This is a genomic window from Pantoea sp. WMus005, assembly GCF_013415305.1.
GTDB classification, from domain to species: Bacteria; Pseudomonadota; Gammaproteobacteria; order Enterobacterales; family Enterobacteriaceae; genus Pantoea; species Pantoea rara.
Genome location: NZ_JACBXU010000007.1, coordinates 37439 through 60346 on the forward strand (window position 1 = coordinate 37439; position 22908 = coordinate 60346).

General features: G+C 53.1%; 21 protein-coding genes. 16 read left to right on the forward strand and 5 right to left on the reverse strand.

Going from position 1 to position 22908, the window contains the following annotated elements; genetic code table 11:
* Window positions 1-48: 48 nt before the first annotated feature.
* The 5 genes from HZZ01_RS19475 to HZZ01_RS19495 are packed head-to-tail and all read left to right on the forward strand — an operon-like array spanning window position 49 to window position 5975.
* Complete coding sequence (locus tag HZZ01_RS19475) at window positions 49-705, forward strand: response regulator transcription factor (protein ID WP_179899088.1); 657 nt, start codon at window positions 49-51, stop codon at window positions 703-705.
* Window positions 706-742: 37 nt separating this feature from the next.
* Window positions 743-2065, forward strand: a complete 1323-nt coding sequence (locus tag HZZ01_RS19480) for a TolC family outer membrane protein (RefSeq protein ID WP_179899089.1) — start codon at window positions 743-745, stop codon at window positions 2063-2065.
* Window positions 2066-2090: 25 nt separating this feature from the next.
* The gene (locus HZZ01_RS19485) at window positions 2091-3350 is read left to right on the forward strand and encodes an HlyD family secretion protein (RefSeq protein ID WP_179899090.1); all 1260 of its coding nucleotides are present in this window, start codon (window positions 2091-2093) and stop codon (window positions 3348-3350) included.
* Window positions 3351-3367: 17 nt separating this feature from the next.
* Window positions 3368-5530: a peptidase domain-containing ABC transporter gene (locus tag HZZ01_RS19490; RefSeq protein ID WP_179899091.1), complete on the forward strand. Its 2163-nt coding sequence runs from the start codon at window positions 3368-3370 to the stop codon at window positions 5528-5530.
* 13 nt (window positions 5531-5543) lie between these two features.
* On the forward strand, window positions 5544-5975 hold the full coding sequence (locus tag HZZ01_RS19495) for a DcrB-related protein (protein WP_179899092.1): 432 nt from the start codon (window positions 5544-5546) through the stop codon (window positions 5973-5975).
* Window positions 5976-6050: 75 nt separating this feature from the next.
* Here the strand turns inward: HZZ01_RS19495 and HZZ01_RS19500 are convergent, their stop codons facing one another.
* Both HZZ01_RS19500 and HZZ01_RS19505 read right to left on the reverse strand, forming a co-directional pair.
* Window positions 6051-6548, reverse strand: a complete 498-nt coding sequence (locus HZZ01_RS19500; protein ID WP_179899093.1) for a FidL-like protein — start codon at window positions 6546-6548, stop codon at window positions 6051-6053.
* A complete protein-coding gene (locus tag HZZ01_RS19505) occupies window positions 6545-7378 on the reverse strand; it encodes a transcriptional regulator (protein ID WP_179899094.1) in 834 nt (277 codons plus the stop codon). Before HZZ01_RS19505 ends, HZZ01_RS19500 begins: the two co-directional genes overlap by 4 nt.
* A 396-nt stretch (window positions 7379-7774) precedes the next feature.
* Here HZZ01_RS19505 and HZZ01_RS19510 point away from each other — a divergent pair, with 396 nt between their 5' ends.
* The 3 genes from HZZ01_RS19510 to HZZ01_RS19520 all read left to right on the forward strand — a co-directional run bounded on the left by HZZ01_RS19510 (window position 7775) and on the right by HZZ01_RS19520 (window position 11014).
* Window positions 7775-8389 (forward strand): TetR/AcrR family transcriptional regulator, encoded by a 615-nt coding sequence (locus tag HZZ01_RS19510; protein ID WP_179899095.1) that lies wholly within the window; start codon window positions 7775-7777, stop codon window positions 8387-8389.
* A gap of 237 nt (window positions 8390-8626) precedes the next feature.
* Window positions 8627-9910 carry a beta-ketoacyl-ACP synthase II gene (gene fabF, locus HZZ01_RS19515; RefSeq protein ID WP_179899096.1) on the forward strand — a complete coding sequence of 428 codons (1284 nt, stop codon included), beginning with the start codon at window positions 8627-8629 and terminating at the stop codon, window positions 9908-9910.
* Window positions 9911-10129: 219 nt separating this feature from the next.
* Entirely contained in the window at window positions 10130-11014 is an 885-nt protein-coding gene (locus tag HZZ01_RS19520) for an ROK family protein (protein WP_179899097.1), read from the forward strand.
* 12 nt (window positions 11015-11026) lie between these two features.
* Here the strand turns inward: HZZ01_RS19520 and HZZ01_RS19525 are convergent, their stop codons facing one another.
* A complete protein-coding gene (locus HZZ01_RS19525; protein WP_179899098.1) occupies window positions 11027-11980 on the reverse strand; it encodes a LacI family DNA-binding transcriptional regulator in 954 nt (317 codons plus the stop codon).
* A 284-nt stretch (window positions 11981-12264) separates the two neighbouring features.
* Here HZZ01_RS19525 and HZZ01_RS19530 point away from each other — a divergent pair, with 284 nt between their 5' ends.
* The 4 genes from HZZ01_RS19530 to HZZ01_RS19545 are packed head-to-tail and all read left to right on the forward strand — an operon-like array spanning window position 12265 to window position 15651.
* The gene (locus HZZ01_RS19530) at window positions 12265-12594 is read left to right on the forward strand and encodes a PTS sugar transporter subunit IIB (RefSeq protein ID WP_179899179.1); all 330 of its coding nucleotides are present in this window, start codon (window positions 12265-12267) and stop codon (window positions 12592-12594) included.
* Entirely contained in the window at window positions 12591-13919 is a 1329-nt protein-coding gene (locus HZZ01_RS19535) for a PTS sugar transporter subunit IIC (RefSeq protein ID WP_179899099.1), read from the forward strand. The genes HZZ01_RS19530 and HZZ01_RS19535 overlap by 4 nt, the downstream gene beginning before the upstream one ends.
* Window positions 13920-13939: 20 nt before the next feature.
* A complete protein-coding gene (locus HZZ01_RS19540; RefSeq protein ID WP_179899100.1) occupies window positions 13940-15340 on the forward strand; it encodes a glycoside hydrolase family 1 protein in 1401 nt (466 codons plus the stop codon).
* Complete coding sequence (locus HZZ01_RS19545; protein WP_179899101.1) at window positions 15337-15651, forward strand: PTS lactose/cellobiose transporter subunit IIA; 315 nt, start codon at window positions 15337-15339, stop codon at window positions 15649-15651. The genes HZZ01_RS19540 and HZZ01_RS19545 overlap by 4 nt, the downstream gene beginning before the upstream one ends.
* A gap of 75 nt (window positions 15652-15726) precedes the next feature.
* On the opposite strand, the gene HZZ01_RS21060 is transcribed toward HZZ01_RS19545, so the two are convergent.
* Together HZZ01_RS21060 and HZZ01_RS19550 are read right to left on the reverse strand one after the other, a co-directional pair.
* A complete protein-coding gene (locus tag HZZ01_RS21060) occupies window positions 15727-15849 on the reverse strand; it encodes a hypothetical protein (protein WP_255434364.1) in 123 nt (40 codons plus the stop codon).
* An 8-nt stretch (window positions 15850-15857) separates the two neighbouring features.
* Window positions 15858-16646 carry a MipA/OmpV family protein gene (locus tag HZZ01_RS19550; protein WP_179899180.1) on the reverse strand — a complete coding sequence of 263 codons (789 nt, stop codon included), beginning with the start codon at window positions 16644-16646 and terminating at the stop codon, window positions 15858-15860.
* 129 nt (window positions 16647-16775) lie between these two features.
* Here HZZ01_RS19550 and HZZ01_RS19555 point away from each other — a divergent pair, with 129 nt between their 5' ends.
* The 4 genes from HZZ01_RS19555 to HZZ01_RS19570 all read left to right on the forward strand — a co-directional run bounded on the left by HZZ01_RS19555 (window position 16776) and on the right by HZZ01_RS19570 (window position 22905).
* The gene (locus HZZ01_RS19555) at window positions 16776-17471 is read left to right on the forward strand and encodes a response regulator (protein ID WP_179899102.1); all 696 of its coding nucleotides are present in this window, start codon (window positions 16776-16778) and stop codon (window positions 17469-17471) included.
* Window positions 17468-18637 (forward strand): cell wall metabolism sensor histidine kinase WalK, encoded by a 1170-nt coding sequence (locus HZZ01_RS19560; RefSeq protein WP_179899103.1) that lies wholly within the window; start codon window positions 17468-17470, stop codon window positions 18635-18637. Before HZZ01_RS19555 ends, HZZ01_RS19560 begins: the two co-directional genes overlap by 4 nt.
* Before the next feature lie 93 nt (window positions 18638-18730).
* On the forward strand, window positions 18731-19864 hold the full coding sequence (locus tag HZZ01_RS19565) for an efflux RND transporter periplasmic adaptor subunit (protein ID WP_179899104.1): 1134 nt from the start codon (window positions 18731-18733) through the stop codon (window positions 19862-19864).
* Window positions 19861-22905 (forward strand): efflux RND transporter permease subunit, encoded by a 3045-nt coding sequence (locus tag HZZ01_RS19570; RefSeq protein WP_179899105.1) that lies wholly within the window; start codon window positions 19861-19863, stop codon window positions 22903-22905. The genes HZZ01_RS19565 and HZZ01_RS19570 overlap by 4 nt, the downstream gene beginning before the upstream one ends.
* Window positions 22906-22908 lie beyond the last annotated feature (3 nt).

A 22908-nucleotide genomic window follows, 5' to 3' on the forward strand; every position in this document is an offset into this window, starting at 1 on the left:
GCTCTGCAGAGCCCTTCTTCAAATTTTATCTACAGAAAAGGATTGTCTGTGTATAAATTCGGGAAAGAAAACAAGCTTAGACTTGGTGTGTCTGATGAAAGTCCATTTATTCTTCACTCCATTCAAAACATACTCATAAACGAGTTTTTAGAACTTGATATTTTTGCTTATCCGGTTGAATGCGATAATTTACTTCCTATCCTCAAAGAGGATGCCCCAGACATATTAATAACGGACTTTTGCTTTAATCTGGAGGGTAATGATGTCAATGGAGTACGGAAAATAGAGCAGATACATAAACAAAATCAGAACTTAAAAATTATTATTTTCACTGCACAAAACAGCCAGGCTATTTTGAAAGGGTTATTACGAATCCCGGTTAATGCCATTGTGCACAAACGAGATGACATTCGTGATTTAGTCAAGGCATTCAATTGGGTTTGCTCATCTAATTCAGGAATATACTACTCAGAGCAGATGAAAAAAATTGTGTTTTCTGCACCCGCAGATCCGGCACTTTTATCGCCATCAGAAGTAGAGGTCATTCGCTTATTCGCCATTGGATATAGCCTGATGGACATAGCAAAAGCGCGTAAACGCAGCATAAGCACTGTTGCAACACAGAAATATAACGCCATGCGTAAGCTTCAACTGCAATCAAATACAGATTTGATTAAGTATGTTTTTGCACAGAAACTCATTTAACCCCCTTGCACAAAGATTTTTATATATAGCGAAAATCATGAAATCCCATAATCTGAACATTGCATTGCTGGCACTAACCTGTGCTCCATTTTGCACATTGGCAACCAGCCTCGAGCAAGCTGCTCAGGCTGCATTGACCTATGACTCTGCATTACAATCCAGCCAAATGACCAGTGCTGCAGATAAACAAAAATACTGGCAGGGTATGGCTGGAATGCTGCCAACATTAACACTGGAAGGAAACTGGGATCGTCAGGAACAGCCTGATAAAAAATATCAGAGTGGGGTAACTAACCATAGTTACGATCTTAGCGTCCGACAGCCGCTGTTTGATATGAGTAAATATGCCGGATGGCGTAAAGGTGTTGCTATTGCCAACACGGCTGAGGCACAGGCAAAACAGGCTGAAGAGAAGTTACTTAATTCCATCAGCAATGCTTATTTTACGGTGCTATATCAGCAGGAAGTTTTGCAGGCAGCAAAAGCCGCCAGCCATAATTTTAACCAACAACAGCAAAAACTTCAGACCGGTCTAATCAATGGGCAGAATACCCGTACGGAACTGGATGAGGCAAAGGCTAACTTCGCGCTTGCACAAGCTAAGGAAATAGAGGCCGGTAATCAACTGTTGCTGGCAGGAGAGGCATTTCGGCGTTTATCCGGTATCAGCCCGGACAGTATAGAGCCAGTTAATTTCCAGTGTCTTAAAGCATCGCCCTATTCTTCTCTGACTGAGGCAATCAATGCCAGCCAGCAACGTAACAGCGATATTAAGATTGCCTTGTTTCAGACTGATCAGGCAGACGCAGATGTGCTGGCAGCTGATGGCGCGCACATGCCAGTGGTTTCACTCTATGCGCGATATGGCAAGAACTGGAGCCGTAACGACGACGACGACAATATCCTGTATGACGCGATTTTTGGGACGAACTCAAAGAGTAATAACCTGCAGTACGGCGTAAACGTATCTGTTCCGTTGTTTGCTGGCGGCAGTCAGGTTTCACAATCTTTTGAAGCGGCCTATCGTCGTCAGGCGGCAAAATATTCCACGATGGAAGCGCAACGCAAAGCAGCAACCGATACCCGCTCTGCATGGCTGAGCCTGACCAATGGCAAAGCCTTAATCAGTGCTCAGAAGAATGCGGTCGACTCAGCACGTGAAAAAGTTGTGTCGGTCCGGTATGGACGGGAAATGGGCTTCCGCACGGTTAACGACGAACTGGATGCCCAGCAAAAATATTACGCCGCACTCAAAGACCAGGCTGAAGCCCGTTTAAGTTATCTCAACGCCCTGATCAATCTGGCACAAAGCACCGGATCGTTATCACCCGACATGCTGAAATTCTTTCAGTGCCGTTAATCCTTTAATCATGATGAATCAATAAATGGAACAGTCACTCTTCCGCCAGGAGGCACTTGATGCCGCTAACCGGGGTAACCTGGGCATCGTGGCACTTTATTGTCCACCCTATCGCTGGCTTGTTATTTCCGTGGTGATTTTTATTACTGCTGTTACTGCCCTCTTTTTCATATTTGGCAGCTACACCAAATATGAATCCTCTACCGGTGAACTGCTGCCTGAAAATGGCATGTTAATCGTTCCGCCTCCTGTTAGCGCAACAGTGGTGGATATTCCGGTTAAAGAGGGACAGCGGGTCAAAAAAGATGATGTGCTTATGGTGTTGTCGTCAGAAGTCTCCACGCAGATAGGACAGACTCGTCAGGTTATCGCCGAAAATCTGGTGGGTCAGCGGGAACGACTTCAGCAGGATCTTCAGACACTAGCCAAATTGCATGACGTCGAAATGAAAGGGTTATCCGACACCATCGCCAGTCTGAAACTTCAGCGGGAACAGCTGAAACTACAGCTAACACACCGTCGCAAACAGGTGGCGTTAGCAAAACTGCAACTGGATAAACTCAACGCAATGCACCTGGAGGGGTATGCCTCAAACCGTCAACTGGAAGAGCAGGAATCAAATCTTCTCGACAGCCAGGCGCGTTACCAGGAGTACCAGCGTCAGCTGCTGGATACGTCGCAAAAAATTGTTCAGGCTGAGCAGCAACTGCATGAAAAGCCGCTGGATGATGAGAAAAAACGTAACGATATCGAACGTCAACTGGCAGATAACCGTCAATCACTGGCAGAAAATGAAGCGCGCCGATCCATTGAGCTTCGTGCGCCGAAAAGTGGTTATGTCGGCTTGATCATGGTTAAAAATGGTCAGATGCTGAACGCTGGCCAGTCGGCCGTCGCGATTCTGCCCAATAACACCAATCTTGTTGCCCGCATCATGGTCAACACGCAATCCATTGGCTTTATCCAGCCAGGTCAGCGTGTCGTGCTGCGTTATAAGGCCTTCCCCTACCAAAAATTTGGTCAGCAATATGGCAGGGTGCTCGAGGTCTCGCGAACGGCCCTCTCTCCTCAGGAAGTCACCACCTTAACCGGTAAAAACAATATTCAGGAACAGCAGTACCGGGTACTGGTCTCTCTGGATAAACAAACTATTTCTGCTTATTCGCAGAATGAAAAACTTAAGCCAGGTATGGCGCTGGATGCCGACTTTATTGTCGACAAACGTCGTCTCTATGAATGGGTACTGGAGCCGATTTTCGCGCTGGGACACAAAATTTCTCTCTGATTTAGAAGGTCTGTTCTGTGTTGTTATTAGAGAAACTCAATTTTAAATGGTTTAACCGCTTACCGATGATTCGTCAGTCACAGGCAACGGAATGCGGGCTGGCTTGTCTTGGCATGGTGGCTAATTATCATGGTCATCAGATCGACATGATCACGTTACGTCGCCAGTTCGCCACATCACTCAAAGGCGCCACACTGGCTGATGTCATCGCTATGGCACAACAACTCAACATGACTTCCCGCGCACTGCGAGTGGAAATGGAAGAGCTGTCTAAACTGCGCATGCCCTGCATTCTGCACTGGGAACTGAACCACTTTGTGGTATTGAAGAAAGTACGTGGCAATAAAATTACTCTTCACGATCCTGCGCGCGGGATCAGAGAACTGACATTTAAAGAAGCATCGACTGCCTTCACCGGCGTCGCGCTGGAGTTGGTTCCCTCTTCCACCTTTGAAGTAAAAGAAGAGAAAGAAAGCATCTCCATGATGAAGCTGGTGGGCAGCGTGACTGGCGTAAAGTCTGCCTTTGCTCAGGTGCTTATCCTCTCAATCGCACTGGAGCTTTTCGGCGTCCTCGGCCCCTTCTTTATGCAGTGGGTTATGGATATGGTGCTCGTTTCGGCTGACTACTCTTTGCTGTCGTTGCTCGGTGTGGGCTTTATCATGATCGCCCTGTTTCAGACTATCGTCACAGCCCTGCGCTCGTGGGTCATGAGCTGGTTCTCGAGCCAGCTGAGTGTGCAGTGGACCGTAAACGTCTGCCATCATATGTTAAAGCTGCCGCTGGAATGGTTCGAGTCACGCCACGTCGGAGACATTCTCTCTCGTTACGGTTCGCTTAATACGATTCAAAGTACGCTGACATCCCGTTTTATCAGCACCGTACTGGACGGTGTCATGTCAATCGTCACGGTCGTCATGCTTTTCATTTATAACGCGCAACTGGCGTGGCTGGTCATTGGACTTTTTCTCGCCTATGCACTGCTGCGCTTCATGGCCTACGATCCGGTTCGCCGCGCTAATGAGGAACAAATCATCAGCTCGGCCCGAACCCAATCTTCTCTGCTTGAAACGCTGCGCGGGATCCAGGCGGTCAAAACAAATAATAAACAGGTGCCCCGACTCTCGGCTTACATGAACTTTCTGGTGGATACCACCAATAAAGGCATCGTGTTACAGAAGCTCAATATCCTGTTTGGTTCGGCTCAGGGATTGCTGACCTCAGTGGGTCGGGTGGTGCTGGTCTGGCTTGCTGCGCTGCAGGTCCTGGATGGCAATTTCTCTGCCGGTATGCTGACCGCCTTTATCAGCTTTTCCGATCAATTCATGAGTCGTGGTTCGGGTCTGATCAATGCCATCATCGATTTCCGTATGCTGAGAATGCATGGTGAACGCCTGGCCGATATTGTTCTTTCTGAAACCGAAGCCAGTTCTGAGGGCAATCCTGGTCTGACAGGTAAGGAAACCGACAATGAGCCAGACGTACCGCAGGATATCAAGCTTATCAATATCCGTTTTCGCTATGCGCCGACTGAACCCTGGGTTGTCGATGGTGCCAATCTGGAGATTAAAGCAGGTGAGAGTCTTGCCATCGTGGGGCCATCCGGCCAGGGCAAAACGACGATGGCCAAAATTATTCTTGGCCTGCTGCACCCGGAAGAAGGCACGATCACCGTGGGTGGCATGGACATCACTCAGACGGGACTTGAACATCATCGTAATCGCATCGGCTGCGTAATGCAGGATGACATTCTCTTTTCAGGCTCAATCAGCGAGAACATTAGCTTCTTTGACAACGAGCCCGACCACGCAAAGATTACCCGCGTGGCCCGTGTGGCTCAGATTCATGGCGATATCATGAAAATGCCGATGAATTATCAAAGCCTGGTAGGCGATATGGGCTCGTTTTTATCGGGGGGCCAGTTGCAACGTATCCTGCTGGCGCGCGCGCTCTATCGCGATCCACAAATCCTGGTGCTGGATGAGGCCACCAGTCATCTGGATATCTATAACGAAGCGCAGATCAACAACGCAATTAAGCAGATGAAGATTACCCGAATCATCATTGCACACCGCCCGGAAACTATACGAAGTGCCGATAAAATCGTCCTGTTAAATAACGGTAAGCTCAGCGAAGTCACCGCAGAGCAGTTATTTGGGCAGGCAGAAAGCCATAATTAAACGGAGATGACCCATGGATAAGACTATTTGCCGCTTCACTGAAGGCACAATCACCCTGCCGGAAGGCTATTGCGAGCGAACACTGAACACCCTGGCTGATACACGATCTGCTCTGCCACCCATCACTATTTCCCGTGATAAGTTAGGCAACCATAACAATCCGGAAGAGTATATTCTTAGCCAGCTCGCTATCCTGCAAAAACAGATGAAAGACTGGCAACAGGAAGCTCATCAGCCCGTGGCTTTAGGGAATAACCTGACGACGGGTATTATGATCACTTATGACTTTCTGCGGCCAGATAATCTTCGTCTTTATCAAAAACAAGCCGTATTCACGCTTAACATGGAAGATATATTGATTTTCTCTCTGTCAAAAGCGAGCATCATAACAGATACAGACATTCAGCTTTTCTCTGATACTCTGAAAAGCTTCCGTACCTGGTAACCGGCAATCACAGATAAAACAGACCGGAAGAGTACGTGCTCTTCCGGTCTGCGTTTAAGCTATCAGTTACTGCGTTTAGTAACGCTGACAGGTGAAAAGATAGGAGAGTGGCCCGCCAACCAGATACGCTTTTTTATCGACCTGAGTAATATCCAGCTGAAGATAACCAGGATCAAGAGTGATCTCAGCCAGCAGCAGATTAAATACGGCATCCTGCGTCGTATCGTTAGCCGAAGTAATAATCGTTCTTATTTTGTAGCGGTAAGTGTCACTATCAATTTTATTACCGGCACTAAGCGCAATACGTCGATTAACCGTTGTGACCTGATCACCAAAAGTCACCTGTCCATTCAGTAACAGATACCCCGAATCAGAATTAATAAAACGCAGATCCTGGGAAACAGCAAACTCAATCTTTTTATTGTCATTGCGACTAAGATCGTAGCGGTTGAACGCTGAGCAACGGAAAGGCAGATCATTTTCACTGGGTTTAAAATAGTTAATTCCTGCAAAGGTCACCAGCAAGAGCATAGCCAGCGTTATCGTCAGCGTGAAAGTGGCTTTCCGTTTCAAAACATTCTCCAGTCAAGATAGTAGAAGTTGTCGCAGGAAACGATATGACCACTGCTGTTCAGGTTACATACAGAAAGAATGGTCCTGCCATAATCTTTTGTTGTGAATGCCGTGTTTTTATCGAAAAAGATGCGTCGTCCCGGTAAACAGGATTGATTATTCTCTTTTAGCATTTCAAGAATTTGCTTCTCCAGTGACTTTCGTTCAAACACATCTAATCCCGGAATAATAACCGCTTCACAGCCGCCTTCCAGTTTAATGTTGTTCATAGAGGCGCTCTTTTCAGCAGGCTGACGTGCAGTGAAATACCAGAAAGCACTTCCCAGCAACACCAGCATGATCAGGGCGAACAGGGCCTGTCTGAGGATTAGAGCAGATTTTTCAACAACAGGCTCTGCGATAACGGGAGCCGGTTGCACGATCTGCCCCTCCGCGACAGACACGACCTGCTCTGCGGGCATGTCATCAACCTGAACCGGCGTCGCAACAAAAGCCGGAGACGATTCGCGTTCTATTTTGATGTCAGTATTGAGTCGAATGCCGATTTTCGGAATGGTGATGATCAGGTTTTCACAGCCATAAGCTGCAAGTGCTCTGCGCAGAATACTCAGATACTGATTCAGATTGCTGTTTGATCCGCGCAGACCATATTTATCCCAGACTTCGGTCAACAGAGTATCGCGCGACAGTATTTCACCGTCAGAATTAAGTAACTGCTCAAATAGCCGACCCGATGAAATACTCAGACTCAGCGTTTCCTGAGTAGGAAGATGGCTCAGCGTACAGTCATCTGAATTGTAGGTAATCTGTTCATCGATAATATAAATCATTAAGAAATCACTGAATTTACGCTGATTCGCGACAGTATAATTCAGCTTATTTAAAGAAGCACTAAAGAGACCTGAATCAGTTAACTCACCGTGGTGAATTTACATTGGCACTAAAATGTGGCTTTCAGGCAGGCACTGGGTTGATGTCTCTGGCTTTACGCCCTGGAACGACTCGTCTGCGCCCTGTCATCTGCGAAAGTGGCTGCATTATCAGCGCTTTTAGCAATCACATTTCAGCCGCGACGCCAGCGGCATGCTGAATGTGCAGGTTAACGACCATCAGCACTCTTCATCCGCCGCAAATCATGGATTTTGCCAGCAACAGGGCATAAAATGTGACTACTTATAACAGTAGTCACTTAATTGTTCACCCACTCCGATTATCAGGCGATAACAATGACCCAATCCGTAACGGAAAATGGCACACGCGGCCCGGCCGGGCACAACATTCGTGACCAGATTGTTGATGCAGCCATGCAGCACTTCGCGCACTACGGCTATGAAAAAACCACCGTCTCTGACCTTGCCCGCGCAATCGGCTTTTCAAAAGCCTATATTTATAAATTTTTTGAATCCAAACAGGCGATAGGGGAGGTGATCTGTTCTACCCGGCTGGCGATGATGATGCAGCGCGTGGACGTCGCAATCTGCGATGCACCTGGCGCATCGGAACAGCTGCGGCGGCTGTTTCGGACGCTTACCGTCACCGGCACTGAACTCTTTTTTCACGAACGCAAACTTTATGACATTGCCGCCGTGGCGTCGCGCGATCGCTGGCCCTCAGCCAGGGCACATGAAGAGCGACTGCTTAGCCTGATTCAGCAGATTCTGCGTCGCGGGCGTGAAGCGGGTGAATTTGAACGTAAAACCCCCGCTGACGAAGCGGCAGAGGCCATCTATCGGGTGATCAAACCCTACGCCAATCCGTTATTGCTGCAGTACAGCCTCGATGACGCGGAAGAAGCCTCTGCACAACTGGCCGCCCTGGTATTACGTAGCCTTGCACCCTGAGCGATGCGCACGCCGTGACTATTGACTTAATTAGTCACAAGATTAACTATAGCAACTTGTTTTTTCATCACGCTGGATTCTGATGCTGCTGCACTTATCTCATTCTGCGATGTTTCATCTCTGCGCTCGCACAGCGCACTACCCTGTGCAGGGCCTCGCTATTTGCGCTTCAGGCGCGTTTCAACTATCCGCGTCAGCATGTCAATCGCTGACCGGACAGCTTACGGGAGCAACTACATGAGTGAATCATCCTCATCACAACGCATCGTCATTACCGGCACGGGCATCGTTTCGCCGTTAGGTTGTGGCGTTGAAAACGTCTGGGCGCGATTAACGGCGGGTGAGTCCGGTATCCACGTTCTGCCCGACACGCTCACTGCCGGCACCGGTATTTCAGTAGGTGGCTGTGTGCCCGGTATTGATGAAGACCCGCTGGCGGGATATGACCCGGAGTCGTTCATTGCGCCGAAAGAGCGTAAAAAAATGTCGCGATTTATTGAATTTGCGCTGCTTGCAGCAGAAGAAGCCCTGACTCAGGCGGGCTGGCATCCTGAAGATGAGGGCGCGCGTGAACGCACTGCCACCATTATTGCCTCCGGCGTTGGTGGTTTTGGCGCTATTGCTGACGCCGTACGCACCACGGATGCGCGCGGTCCGCGCAGACTCTCGCCCTTCACTGCCCCGTCGTTTCTGGCCAATATGGCCGCCGGTCATGTCTCGATTAAATACGGTTTTACCGGTCCGCTGGGGGCACCTGTTACAGCCTGTGCCGCAGGCGTACAAGCCATTGGTGATGCAGCAAGATTAATCAGAAGCGGTGAAGCGGACATTGCGATTTGTGGCGGGACTGAAGCAGCGCTGGATCGCGTGACGCTGGGCTGTTTCGCGGCAGCGCGTGCCCTGTGCGCAGGCTATGAGGATCACCCGCATCACGCCTCACGTCCGTTTGATCGCGACAGAAACGGCTTTGTGATGGCCGAAGGTGCTGGTTTGCTGGTGATTGAGTCGCTGGCCCATGCCCAGGCACGGGGTGCGACGCCACTGGCGGAGATTATTGGTTATGGTACCAGTGCCGATGCTTACCATCTTACCGCAGGTCCGGAAGATGGCAGTGGTGCTGCGCGGGCAATGAGAACTGCTCTGCGCCAGGCGGGTATCAGCGCGGACGACGTCCAGCACATTAATGCTCATGCGACCTCGACACAGGTTGGCGATCACGGCGAACTGGCCGCTATCCAGGCTGTATTTGGCGATAATTCACAGGTCGCGATCTCGTCAACCAAATCTGCCACCGGCCATCTGCTGGGTGCAGCGGGCGGCGTTGAGGCGATATTCACCCTGATGGCACTGCGTCAGCAGCTTATCCCGCCGACGCTGAACCTTCATCATCCCGATGACGCTGCAGGCAATCTTGACCTGGTGGCGCTCAATGCACGCCCGGCCGAACTGACCTATGCCATGTCGAACGGTTTCGGCTTTGGTGGCGTCAACGCCAGCCTGCTGCTTCGTAAGTGGCAATGACGTCTTAGTGACGACTCAACCTGCGCCACCAGCCACACTGGCCGCGCAGGGTTCAACTCTCCGGAACATGACGCTTCGCTGGATAATTCCAGAGGCTACCCTTTTGCAATAGCTTTATAAATCTGTACCTTCCCTGACAAAAAATGCCGTCCTCCCGACGCCTGCCCTTTTCTTTCAGCACTACAATTAATCGAATGAAAACAACCTCAGAGAACGTTGATGAAAATTGCAGCTTTCGATATTGGTGGTACCTCTTTAAAAATGGGCGTGATTGATGAACAGGGGACCATTCTGTGCAGTGACAGTGCGGATATTTCCCATAACTCACGCGACAAAATACTTGATGAAATCCTGCAATGGCTTGAGAAAAATCCCGGCTGTGCAGGCATTGCCGTCAGCACGCCCGGTTATGTTGATGCAAAAGCCGGATATATTGCGATGGGTGGCACCATTCGTGACTTTGACCAGTATCATCTGAGCCAGTGGCTGACAGAAAAAACCGCGCTGCCTGCCACAGTCGAAAACGATGCACACTGTGCCCTGCTGGCGGAGCAATGGCTGGGAAAAGCGAAAAAACGCAATGATTTTCTGATGTTGACTATCGGCACCGGCTTAGGCGGAGCGGCATTTTGCAACGGCGCGCTGATCCGGGGTAACCGAAACAGGGCGGGCGAGTTTGGGTGCCTGCTGACGTCGCGTCCCACCAGCAGCAATATTGAACGCCACACCATGAGCCAGAGCTGTACCATGACGGCACTGCGGGAGAATTACAGCCAGCTCACCGGTCGGCCCACCGACGACGTCAGTGGTAAAGATGTCTTTGACGCTTATGACCGCAATGAAGAAGCCGCGCAGCAGGTGGTCAATAAATTCTACCAGGATCTGGCGGCCTGCTTATATAACCTGTTCAGCGTGTTCGATCCGGAGATGATATTTATCGGTGGGGGAATGACCGGGCGTGAGCCATTCCTCAGTGAACTGGCTGAGCAGCTGGCAAAATATGATCTTGATATCCCGATTGATACTGCGACCTACGGCAACGACTCCGGCATGCTGGGCGCAACCTGGCATTTCCTGCAGCGCAGGCAGCATAATCTCGCTTAACCGCGCAGATTATTAGCGCTGTCGCCAGTCGGGAATAATTAAATCACCCCGTAATACTGCGCTGCCCAGCACCTGCTGGGTAGTGGCAGTTAACCAACTGACGATTCGTGACGCCATCGCATCAAGCGAATATTCAATAGCCGGAATAGTGGGCAACCCCGGTAAATTAACTGAACCTGCAAGGCTAAATACCATTATGTCGTCCGGCACCGCTTTTTTGAATGCCTGTAACTGGCCGATGACATTCTGTGCTTCCATTTCGTTCGCCACCAGCAATGCATTAAAATTTCGGCTACCGGCGTTATTCAATAGCATCTGAATCGCTACAGATGATGAGACCGCATCGCTAATCACCAGATTACGATTAAAAGGTAAGACATTATTTTCCAGCGCCACTTTGTAGCCCTGCAAGACCTGCCCGGCCGTGCTACTGTTCTCTGGCTGGATGACAGCGATCTGACGGCGCCCCTGATTGATCAGGAAGTTGCAGGCTGTCTCTGCGGCAAAAGCGTGATCAAATTGCAGACTGTTTGGCCCTTCCGCTTCGGCACAGTCGACCAGAATCACATGCTCATCGTCGATATTAAGCGGAAAATGCGCGCCGATGATCAGCACATCATCGCACAGGCCGCAACTCAGCTCGTCAAGGGCTGTCAGGATTTCACTTTTACTGCGGGCAAAGCGCAATAGCAGATGTTTTTGATGCTGGCGTAGTTGCTTCTCCAGCGCAAAAAGCCATGCAGTAATCTGGTTAACATTTTCCTGGGCACAGATCACACCAATACAGTGCGTAGTCTGACTGAATAATGACTGGGCTATCACGTTAGGCCGATAATTCAACTCTTCAACGGCTTTTAATACAGCCAGCCGACTGGCTTCCTTTACGCCACGTGAACCGCTCAACACCCGGGAAACTGTGGCTTTAGAAACCCCAGCCAGCCGCGATACATCGTTGATAGTAGACATTTTTCTCCCCTGAAAAGGCGGCCAGTTATAATCAGCGTAGTCCGGCTGTGCATGTGTTTGCCGCCGGAAGTATAGCCATTTCAGTTTCACATGGAAACCGAATTTCCATATGTTCGCATTACCTTCGCTTACCCACCTATTTTTGTGATCCTAATCGAAATAAAAATATCCTTAAACCCTGCTTATTGATGGGCATCACACTTCTTCTGACTTTTCATGGAAACCGGTTTCCATATGATATCCAATTAGCCTCACTTCAGTGTCTAAGGCAGGGAACAGTAACCATGTACAGAATCATGTTGTGTTGTTCAGCAGGCATGTCTACCAGCATGCTGGTGCGAAAAATGGAGGAAGCGGCTGCTCAGCAGGGAATAGCTGCCGAGATCAAGGCGTTTGGCGTGGCGGAGTTTGATGAGCAGTTTTCCCATTATCAGGTGGTTTTGCTTGGGCCACAGGTAAAATACATGCTGCAAAGCCTGACGGAAAAAACAGCAGGCCAGAGTATCCCGGTACAACCGATCGATATGATGGATTACGGCATGCAGCGGGGAGACAAGGTGCTGGATTTTGCCCTGTCGCTGATCGCAGCAGCAAATGAAAAGGCGGATTTATGAGCTCACTCTATCAGTCGATGATTGCAGTGATCGAGCAATCAATTACGCCACTTGCCGGCCGACTGGGTCAGCAAAAGTATGTGATTGCCATTCGTGATGGCTTCACTGCCGCCCTGCCGTTTATGATCATTGGCTCATTTATGCTGGTGTTTATCTTTCCCCCCTTCTCCGCCACCAGCACCAACAGTGTGGCCAGGGCCTGGCTCGACTTTTCCGCCACCTATCGTGACCAGTTGATGCTGCCGTTTAATCTCAGTATGGGCGTGATGACCTTTTTTATCTCGGTAGGTATCGGGGCCAGCCTGGGGCGGCAATTCGCGCTGGATCCGGTGATGTCAGGCCTGCTGGCCTTTATGGCTTTTTTGCTGGTGGCAGCGCCTTACTCCAATCACACAATTTCCACTGAGTATCTTTCCGGTCAGGGCATTTTTACCGCGCTGATTACGGCCATTTACGCTACCCGCGTTTACGCCTGGCTGAAGCACAACAACATCACTATCCGTCTGCCAAAAGAGGTGCCAACTGGCGTAGCACGATCGTTTGAGATTCTGATTCCGGTGGTGGTGATTATCGGCACCCTTCATCCGCTGAACCTGTTTATTGAAGCTAAAACAGGCATGATCATTCCACAGGCCATTATGCATCTGCTCGCTCCCCTGGTTTCCGCATCTGACTCTTTACCTGCCATTCTGCTGTCGGTGCTGCTGTGTCAGATCTTCTGGTTCGCCGGCATTCACGGCGCGCTGATTGTAACCGGCATCATGAATCCCTTCTGGATGGCTAATCTCTCTGCTAATCAGGCCGCCCTGGCGGCAGGTACTGTGTTACCACACATTTATCTGCAGGGCTTCTGGGATCACTATCTTCTGATCGGTGGTGTCGGATCGACTTTACCCCTGGCTTTCCTGTTACTGCGCAGTCGCGCCACCCATCTGCGAACTATCGGCAGGATGGGCATCGTGCCAAGTTTTTTCAATATCAATGAGCCCATCCTCTTTGGCGCACCGATCATCATGAACCCTCTGATGTTTATTCCCTTTGTCTGCGTGCCAATGCTAAACGCCGTACTGGCTTATACCGCCACCCGGATGGGCTGGCTGGCTCAGGTGGTTTCGCTCACGCCGTGGACGACGCCCGCGCCAATTGGCGCCTCCTGGGCGGCTAACTGGGCAATCAGTCCTGTGGTCATGTGCCTGGTCTGCATGGTGCTTTCTGCGCTGTGTTACCTGCCGTTCCTGCGAGCTTATGAACGATCGCTGATAAAAAATGAGCAGGAAAAGGCGCAGTCGCCTGCTTCGCTGGCAGAAACCGCCGGTACATCCTGATTACTTAAGAGAGAGGCATCATGCACTATACATTTCCTGATTCGTTCTGGTGGGGCAGTGCCAGTTCCGCTTTGCAGACTGAAGGCGATAGCCTGAACGGTGGCAAAAGCGCCACCATCTGGGATCACTGGTATTCACAACAACCCTCACGTTTTCATCAGCAGATTGGCCCGGGTGAGACGTCCACTTTTTATCAGCACTGGCACCAGGATATCGCCCTGCTGAAGCAACTGAATCACAATAGTTTTCGCACCTCCATCAGCTGGTCTCGGTTAATCCCTGATGGCACCGGCGACGTCAATCAGGAGGCGGTGGTCTTCTATAACCAGGTCATTGATGAACTGCTGGCACAGGGTATTACGCCCTTTATTACGCTGTTTCACTTCGATATGCCGATGGCGATGCAGGAACAGGGCGGCTGGGAGAATCGTAAGGTCGTTGCAGCATTCAGTCGCTACGCCCGTCTCTGCTTTGAGCTGTTCGGCGATCGTGTCCTGCACTGGTTTACCTTTAATGAGCCGATTGTGCCCGTCGAGGGAGGGTATCTTTATGATTTCCATTATCCCAATGTGGTGGACTTTCGCCGCGCGGCGACGGTGGCCTACCATACCGTGCTGGCACATGCCTCAGCGGTTCGGGCTTTCCGGGCCTGTCACACGGCCGGAGAGATCGGCATCGTGCTGAATCTGACGCCCTCCTATCCCCGGTCACAGAACCCGGCGGATCTGACGGCCGCTCATCATGCAGACCTGCTGTTTAACCGCAGTTTTCTCGACCCGGTTTTACGCGGCGAATTTCCGGCGGATCTGGTTGCGCTACTCAGGCAGTACGACCAGCTACCGCTGACGCAGCCTGAGGACAGCGTGCTGATCGCTGACGGCATCATCGATCTGCTGGGGGTCAATTACTATCAGCCACGACGGGTGAAATGCCGCGATAGCGTGATCAATCCGGCAGCCCCTTTTATGCCTGAATGGTTTTTTGACAGTTATGAGATGCCCGGAAGGAAGATGAACCCTTATCGGGGCTGGGAAATTTACGAGCCTGGCATCTATGACATTCTCACCAACCTGCGGCTGAATTATGGCAATCCTCGCTGCTTTATTTCAGAGAACGGAATGGGTGTCGAGGATGAACAGCGATTCATTCAGGCAGGGCAGATACAGGATCACTACCGCATCGACTTTGTTGCGGAACATCTTAAGTGGGTGCACCGGGCGATTGGCGAGGGCAGCCAGTGTCTCGGTTATCATATGTGGACCTTTATTGATAACTGGTCATGGTGCAACGGCTATAAAAACCGTTACGGATTTGTCCAGCTTGATATCACCAGCCAGAAACGCACAGTGAAAAAAAGCGGTGAATGGTTTGCTGCCACTGCTACCCGTAACGGTTTTACCCATCCGGAGAATTTAGCATGATCGATCAGGAAGAGGCTGTTATGGAAATTATTGTTAATGCAGGCCAGTCGCGCAGCCTTTGCTTTGAGGCATTACAGGCGGCGCGTCAGGGCAAAATTGAACAGGCGCGGGATCTGCTGCACGAGGCGGATACCTTTACCCGGCAGGCACATAAAATGCAAACCCGACTGATCGAACAGGATGCAGGGGAAGGCCGGCAGCCCATGACCTTAATTATGGTTCATGCTCAGGATCACCTGATGACCTCGATGCTGGCTCGTGAACTCTCTGAAGAGATCATTCATCTTTATCAACGCGAACAACGAACCTGATGCCGTTAGCAGAAAGTAAAAATTTATGGCGCAGTCACGCTGCGCCTCACAGCAGCAAATAGCCGCTGTCGTACCTTATCCCCGCACCGGCGCATCGAACAGACTCAGCGCCACAACAATCACTGCATATACCAGCAGATACAACAGAATCAGCGCAGCAAGCAAACAACGGTGGCTGCGCATCCCGTTTTTTTTCATGGCGCCATTCAGAAGGTATAGCTCAGTGCCAGGGTAGCAGAGGCACCGTTGTGCCGCGCGACAATCGGGCTATCTGAGGCATGCTTGTCCAGCCAGGTGTAATCACCGATGACACTGGCAGCCCAGGCTGGCGTGAACTGATGGCTCCAGGTCAGGCTGGTGTCAGTACCATAAAATCCACCCGCCGCGTCATAGCGTTCAAATCCACTGCGGGCACTTTGCTCGCGGTTAACACCGTACCAGGTGTTCATATAACGTCCGTCGCCAAACAGTCCCGCCACCTGCAGTGCCACAGTATCGTCGCTGGTCTGCCAGGGGATAAGCGTAACCGAAGTCCGATACTGCACGCCCTGACTGTCACTCAGGGGCAGCGTCGCTTTGCCCTCCAGCACAAACCACGGCGTGACTGACCATCCCACCGCCAGCGCGGTGTTGACCGTGGCATCGATCTTACCCATACCCCTGAGCCGGTCGTCACCGTCGCGCCATGAGGAGTTCCGGTCAGATCGACCCAGCCCATAGCCCAGCGTATGTTCCAGATAAAGCCCATTATCCGCCTGAAGATCGTAGCCAATCCCTTTCTGCGAATCGAGAAAGAAGGCCCCGTCGCGCGCCTGAATAATTGGGGTCAGCTGCCAGTGCTGCTTATCTGCGCCGCTGTAGCGCGGTGCATTGATGCCTGCAATGCCCAGCGTCACGCTGGGCGGCGGCGTGGCACTGTCATCTGCTCTGACGGCTGCGGCACTTAATCCCAGCGAAAAACAGACCATGTGAAGCGTTATTTTTCCGGTTATCATCATGTTTCCTCATTATCACATCAGGTGCGGAGCTGAGGGATTCAGTGCCGCGTCACTGGCCGGGAGTATGCGAGGCGAGTGTCAATGAATGACCAGGGATTTATGAAGAAACAGTCAAGGTGATCTGAAATGCAGTTAAAACGTGTCCTGATTATTGAAGATGACGCTGACGCGGCTGGCGTCCTTGAGGCGTACCTGAAACGTGAAAATTATGAGGTTATGATTGCCGGTGACGGTCCTGGCGGGCTGGATGCCGCCAGACGCTGGCAGCCCGATCTGATCCTGCTGGATATCATGTTGCCTGGCATGAACGGCACCGAAGTGCTGGCCGCACTGCGACGTCGCGACGATACGCCGGTGATCATGGTGACGGCGATGAGCGATGCGCCGGACCGCATCGGTGCACTCCGCTATGGCGCGGATGACTATGTGGTCAAGCCCTATCATCCGGGCGAAGTCGTGGCGCGCGTGCAGGCGGTGTTGCGCCGCAGTCAGAATAGCGCGCCGGTCACCGAAATCCTGCGCTGGGCCGATCTGGTCGTCGACCCGATCGCCCTCACTGCTGTCATTGAATGCGACAGCGGCACACCACGCCGTCTCGATCTGACACCCACTGAATTTTCCCTGCTGGTCACCCTGATGCGTGCGCCGACGCGTCCGTTTACCCGTCTGTTTCTGCTGGAGCACTGTCTGCCAGAAAGCGATGCGCTGGAGCGGGTGGTGGATACACACGTCTACAACCTGCGCCGTAAACTGGAAGCTGCAGGCATCTCTGACGTGTTACCGGCGGTGCGTAGCGTGGGTTACCGGTTCAGACAGCCATGAATAAAAACATCTACAACTCTCTGTGGCGCTGGATCTGCGTCAGGGTCATGTTTCTGGCGATTGGCAGCGTCATCCTGATCGCCTTCTGTATGTGGCTGCGCTTCGCGGTACAGGCGTACTGGGTCTATTACCGTATGCCACCCGCACTGCTGGAAGAGTTTTCACAGCTACGCCGCCATCCTGCCAGCGACCCGGCACGCTTTCACCAGATCGTTGATCAATGGTGGGGGCTCACGTTTTCTGATCCGTCGCTGGCCTCCTCGGACTGGTTTACTGTGATTGCGCTGGTGGCCGTCACCATCCCGTTTATGGTGTTTATGGCACTGCGTTTCGCGCGTCCACTCTCCACGCAGTTCAGCCAGCTGGCGACTGCGGCGCGAGCGGTATCAAAAGGGGAGTTTGGCCGAACGGCGGCAGTGGTGAAAGAAGCTCCGCAGGAGCTGGTGCGCTTTACCGAAGATTTTAATCAGATGACCCAGCAACTGGCGCGTTACGAGCGCGAGCTGCGCACCTCACATGTGGCGATGGCACATGAACTTCGCTCACCACTGACGGCGGCGATGGGCCGGTTGCAGGGTATTCTGGATGGCGTCTTTCCAGCGGAGCCACAGCAACTGGCAATGATTATGAAGCAACTGACGCAGCTCAGCCGACTGATCGATGAACTGCATTTGCTGTCACTGGCGGATGCCGGTCAGCTGGTCCTGAACCGGGAGCGGTTTAATCTCAGTGAGTTACTGCGCGAGCGTACGGGCTGGCTGCTGCCGCAGGCAGAACAGGCAGGTGTGACCATCAGCGTGATCGCACCAGAGGCTCTCATGCTCGATGCCGATGCGTTCCGCCTGGGCCAGGTGGTGACTATCCTCTGTGAAAATGCACTGCGCTACGCAGCGGATGGGGGTGCATTGCTGATCACCGCCAGCCAGAACGATCAGGCGGTTACCCTGACTTTCCGCGATTATGGTCAGGGTGTAGAGCCGGACTTCCTGCCGCAGCTGTTTGTTCGCTTTACCCGGGCCGACTCCTCACGTGCCCGCCACTCCGGCGGCAGTGGTCTGGGGCTATCGATAGCCAAAGCGATCGTCGAGGCGCACGGCGGGTCACTTCGCGCCACGTTACCCGCCGACGGCGGCCTGTTAATCGGGGTAACGCTGCCGGGGAGATAAATTGTTCTGGCTTGACCATTTCTTGATGGTTCATGCAACGTTTCTGGACACAAGCCGGGTTCAATGAGCACAACTCATTAAAGGAACCCGGCTATGACTGATTTAATCCCGGATGCTGCCCGCCAGGTGTGGCGTCATCTCTTCAGTGTTCAGATCTTTGCGCCAGTGGTGTTTGTGCTGCTCGGCGTGCTCATCATGACCGGCTGCCGGGATAATAATTCGGCCCCGCCTGCCGCCCCGCTCCGCCCCGTTAAAACGGTGATTGCCCCGCCACTCAGCAATGATTCGTCACTGGTGCTGACGGGCGAAATCCGCCCGCATGAAGAGGTCGCACTGGCCTTCAGGCTGGATGGGCGGGTCGTGAGTCGTGCGGCTGAACTGGGCGACCGTGTCAGCACCGGACAACCGCTGGCTGCGCTGGAAAATAATCAGTCACGAAATCAGCTGAGCAGCGCGCGTGCCGATCTTGACAGCGCCCGCGCCGCTGAACGGGTTGCCGCACTTAACCTGCATCGAATGCGGCTACTGATGCCCGGTGGTGCTATTGCCCGCAGCCAGCTTGACAGCGCCCAGGGGGACTGGCAAAGCGCGCAGTCCCGCCGTCTCAGCAGCGAAGCAGCACTGAAAAATGCCCAGGATACCCTGAGCTGGACTCAGCTCACTGCACCCACCGCAGGCCGGATCACCGCCATTACGGTTCAGCCAGGTCAGGTGGTCAGCGCCGGACAAAACGTGATGACGCTGGCCGCAGGTGATGCCCGCGATGCGGTGTTTGACCTGACCGCGCCTGCGCTGTTACGGCCTGACAATCTGACACCGCTGAAAGTTACGCTGCTGGCCGATCCCGCCATTCAGGCCAGTGGTACGGTACGAGATATCAGCCCACAGGCCGATCCACAGACGCGCACGTGGCGACTGCGCATATCGTTGAGTCATCCACCTGAGGCGATGGCACCCGGCGCCACGGTCACCGTCAGCCTGCCGGATGCACAACCGCCAGTGATCGCCCTGCCTGCCAGCGCCCTGACCCGTTTCGCAGACAAACCTGCATTGCTGGTCGTTGATGCCACGTCACGCTTACAGCTTCGTCCGGTAGTACTGGCCCGCTTTAACGCGCAGCAAATCTTTGTGACTGCCGGGATCCAGCCGGGCGAGCGCATTGTTACGGCCGGTGTCAGCACCCTGCAGCCCGGCGAAAAAGTGACGCTTACGCAGGAGGCACCATGAGAAAAACGGCTGGATTTAACCTTTCTGGCTGGGCGCTGGCGCATCAACAGCTGGTGATCTTTTTTATGCTGCTGGTAATGGCTGCGGGTGTGCTGAGCTACCAAGGTCTGTCGCGCAACGAAGATCCGGCGTTTACTATCAAAACCGCCGTCATCTCAGCTCAATGGCCGGGCGCTGACGTGGACAATACTGTGCAACTGGTCACTGACGTGCTGGAACAGAAGGTACAGGAGATTCCGTCACTGGACGCGGTAGAGAGTGAAACCCGCGCCGGACAGACGGTGATTTATGTCAACCTGCGTGATGATACACCGCCCTCTCAGGTGGCGGGCATCTGGTATCAGTTGCGTAAAAAGATGAAGGATGTGGCCTCTTCACTGCCTCAGGGCGTGCAGGGTCCGGCAGTTAACGATGAGTTTGATGACACCTTCGGCACAATTTATGGCTTCACAGCGGATGGTTTTACCGACAGAGAATTGCGCGATCGGGTCGACAACCTGCGGCGCAGTCTGACCAGCCTGCCCGACATCGGAAAAACCACCCTGCTGGGTGTGCAGGAGCAGCAGGTGGTTATTGCCTTTTCACCACGTAAACTAAATGGCATGGGGCTTGATTTACAACAGGTCAGCGACGCCATTAAAGCCCAGAACGACGTCGTACCCGCTGGCAGCCTGCGAACCGATCGCGAGAACATCGCGCTGCGGGTCAGCGGCAACCTGATCTCGGTCGAAAATCTGCGGGCGATTACGCTGCATATCGGGGAGCGTTTCATCCCGCTGACTGAACTGGCGACCCTCAGCCTGCAACCTGCCGACCCCCCGGCGCCCACGTTCCGGGTTAATGGCGTTCCGGCTATCGGACTGGCGATCTCTATGGCCGCCAACGGCAACATGCTCGATTTCGGTCAGCAGCTTAATAAGCGCATGCAGATGCTGGCCAGTCAGTTACCGCACGGTATCACCATGACCCGCGTGGCCGACCAGTCTTCCGTGGTGAAAAATGCGGTCAGCGGCTTTGTCCGGATACTGGGCGAAGCGGTCATCATCGTGTTAGCCGTCTCCTTTGTGTCACTGGGGCTGCGCGCCGGTCTGGTGGTCGCAGCGGCAATTCCCCTGGTGCTGGCGATGACCTTTACCGGCATGTTACTCGCAGGTATCGGTCTGCAACGGATTTCGCTGGGTGCGCTGATCATTGCGCTGGGGCTGCTGGTGGATGATGCGATGATTACGGTCGAGGCGATGGTGGCACGACTCGAAGCGGGCGACAGCAAATGGCAGGCTGCCACCTATGCGTTTAAAACCACCGCATTCCCTATGCTGACCGGTACGCTGGTGATGATTGCCGGTTTCATTCCGGTCGGTTTCGCTGCTTCAAGTGCTGGAGAGTATTGCTATTCGCTGTTTGTGGTGGTCGCGCTGGCACTGCTCTGCTCGTGGGTGGTCGCGGTCATCTTCTCTCCACTCACTGGTTGCTGGCTGCTGTCGGCAAAGCACATCAAGGCCCACCAGCAGCCGGGCGTGCTGATGCGCGCTTATCACCGGCTGCTGGAGGTGATTTTGCACAACCGACTGGTGACGATGGGCATAGCGTTGGCGGTGCTGCTGACCAGCCTTTATGCCACCACGTTTATGCAGGGTGAGTTTTTCCCGGCGTCAGATCGTCCCGAACTGCTGGTTAGCCTGACATTGCCCGCCAATGCGGCCCAGGCGGAAACCGCGCGTCGTACCGTACAACTTGAAAAAATGCTCCAGAATGACCGGGATGTGGCGAACTTCACCAGCTACGTTGGCTCAGGTGCAATACGTTTCTATCTGCCGATGGATGTGCTGCTGGATAATGAAAACATCGCACAGCTGGTTGTGGTAGCGAAAGATCTCAACGTGCGCGATCGGCTGCGCAGCCGGCTGGAACGAAAACTGGCAGCCGATTTTAATGACATCACCACCCGCGTCTCACCGCTGGAGCTCGGCCCACCGGTCGGCTGGCCGCTGAAATACCGCATTACCGGCCCGGACAATGCCCAGGTACGACAGGCCGCTAATCGGCTGGCGGCAGTGCTCGCCCGCTCGCCGTTAACACGCGGGGTTAATCTCACGGCCGGGGAACCAGAACGCGTCATGACGCTGGCAGTGAACCAGACCGCAGCGCGCGCAGCCGGACTCTCATCAGACACCATCGCCACCGCGCTGAACACTCTGATGTCCGGCAGCGTCGTGACCACGCTGCGCGATCGCAACCGGCTGATCGATGTGGTACTGCGCAGCAATGATACGGAACGGCAGAACACGGATACGCTGGAAGGACTGATGATCACCAACGCCAGCGGACAGAAAATTCCACTGCGCCAGGTAGCGACCCTGAACTGGGGTGTAGATGACCCGGTGATCTGGCGACGTCAGCGACTCTCTTACATCACGGTGCAGACCGATATCGCGCCCGGTCAGCGGGCTGAAAATGTCTCGCTACAGCTCGCACCCGATGTCGCCGCGCTGCGCGCATCACTCCCTGCCGGGTATGGCATTGAGGAAGGCGGCGTCGCTGCGGAATCGGATAAAGGCAACGGTTCAGTCTTTGCCCTGCTGCCAGTGACGATCTGCGCCATGCTGGTACTGCTGATGATTCAGCTGCAACGCTTCTCAGGCATGCTGCTGGCGCTGAGCATGGCTCCGTTTGGCCTGCCCGGCATTGTATCCGCGATGCTACCGGCTGGCACACCGATGGGGTTTGTGGCGCTGCTGGGGATTATTGCGCTGGCGGGGATCATCATTCGAAACGCGGTGATCATGATCAGTGAAGTGGATACGAACACCCATGCCGGACTGCCTGCCGGTGAAGCCATACGACAGGCGGCCCATCACCGGGCGCGTCCCATCCTGCTGACCGCCTGTGCCGCGATCCTTGGCATGATCCCCATCGCCCATCAGGTTTTCTGGGGGCCAATGGCACTGGCGATTATTGGCGGACTGGTCAGCGGCACGCTGGTGACGCTTACGGTGCTGCCTGCTGCGTTAAGTCTGATGATGGAGCGCCGTCGACGTTAAACC

Bases quoted from the DNA above. Each gene is read 5' to 3' on its own strand.
- HZZ01_RS19480 (WP_179899089.1), top strand. From the start codon at position 743: ATGAAATCCCATAATCTGAACATTGCATTGCTGGCACTAACCTGTGCT.
- HZZ01_RS19485 (WP_179899090.1), top strand. From the start codon at position 2,091: ATGGAACAGTCACTCTTCCGCCAGGAGGCACTTGATGCCGCTAACCGG.
- HZZ01_RS19495 (WP_179899092.1), top strand. From the start codon at position 5,544: ATGGATAAGACTATTTGCCGCTTCACTGAAGGCACAATCACCCTGCCG.
- HZZ01_RS19505 (WP_179899094.1), bottom strand. From the start codon at position 7,378: ATGATTTATATTATCGATGAACAGATTACCTACAATTCAGATGACTGT.
- HZZ01_RS19510 (WP_179899095.1), top strand. From the start codon at position 7,775: ATGACCCAATCCGTAACGGAAAATGGCACACGCGGCCCGGCCGGGCAC.
- fabF (WP_179899096.1), top strand. From the start codon at position 8,627: ATGAGTGAATCATCCTCATCACAACGCATCGTCATTACCGGCACGGGC.
- HZZ01_RS19520 (WP_179899097.1), top strand. From the start codon at position 10,130: ATGAAAATTGCAGCTTTCGATATTGGTGGTACCTCTTTAAAAATGGGC.
- HZZ01_RS19525 (WP_179899098.1), bottom strand. From the start codon at position 11,980: ATGTCTACTATCAACGATGTATCGCGGCTGGCTGGGGTTTCTAAAGCC.
- HZZ01_RS19530 (WP_179899179.1), top strand. From the start codon at position 12,265: ATGTACAGAATCATGTTGTGTTGTTCAGCAGGCATGTCTACCAGCATG.
- HZZ01_RS19535 (WP_179899099.1), top strand. From the start codon at position 12,591: ATGAGCTCACTCTATCAGTCGATGATTGCAGTGATCGAGCAATCAATT.
- HZZ01_RS19540 (WP_179899100.1), top strand. From the start codon at position 13,940: ATGCACTATACATTTCCTGATTCGTTCTGGTGGGGCAGTGCCAGTTCC.
- HZZ01_RS19545 (WP_179899101.1), top strand. From the start codon at position 15,337: ATGATCGATCAGGAAGAGGCTGTTATGGAAATTATTGTTAATGCAGGC.
- HZZ01_RS21060 (WP_255434364.1), bottom strand. From the start codon at position 15,849: ATGAAAAAAAACGGGATGCGCAGCCACCGTTGTTTGCTTGCTGCGCTG.
- HZZ01_RS19550 (WP_179899180.1), bottom strand. From the start codon at position 16,646: ATGATAACCGGAAAAATAACGCTTCACATGGTCTGTTTTTCGCTGGGA.
- HZZ01_RS19555 (WP_179899102.1), top strand. From the start codon at position 16,776: ATGCAGTTAAAACGTGTCCTGATTATTGAAGATGACGCTGACGCGGCT.
- HZZ01_RS19560 (WP_179899103.1), top strand. From the start codon at position 17,468: ATGAATAAAAACATCTACAACTCTCTGTGGCGCTGGATCTGCGTCAGG.
- HZZ01_RS19565 (WP_179899104.1), top strand. From the start codon at position 18,731: ATGACTGATTTAATCCCGGATGCTGCCCGCCAGGTGTGGCGTCATCTC.
- HZZ01_RS19570 (WP_179899105.1), top strand. From the start codon at position 19,861: ATGAGAAAAACGGCTGGATTTAACCTTTCTGGCTGGGCGCTGGCGCAT.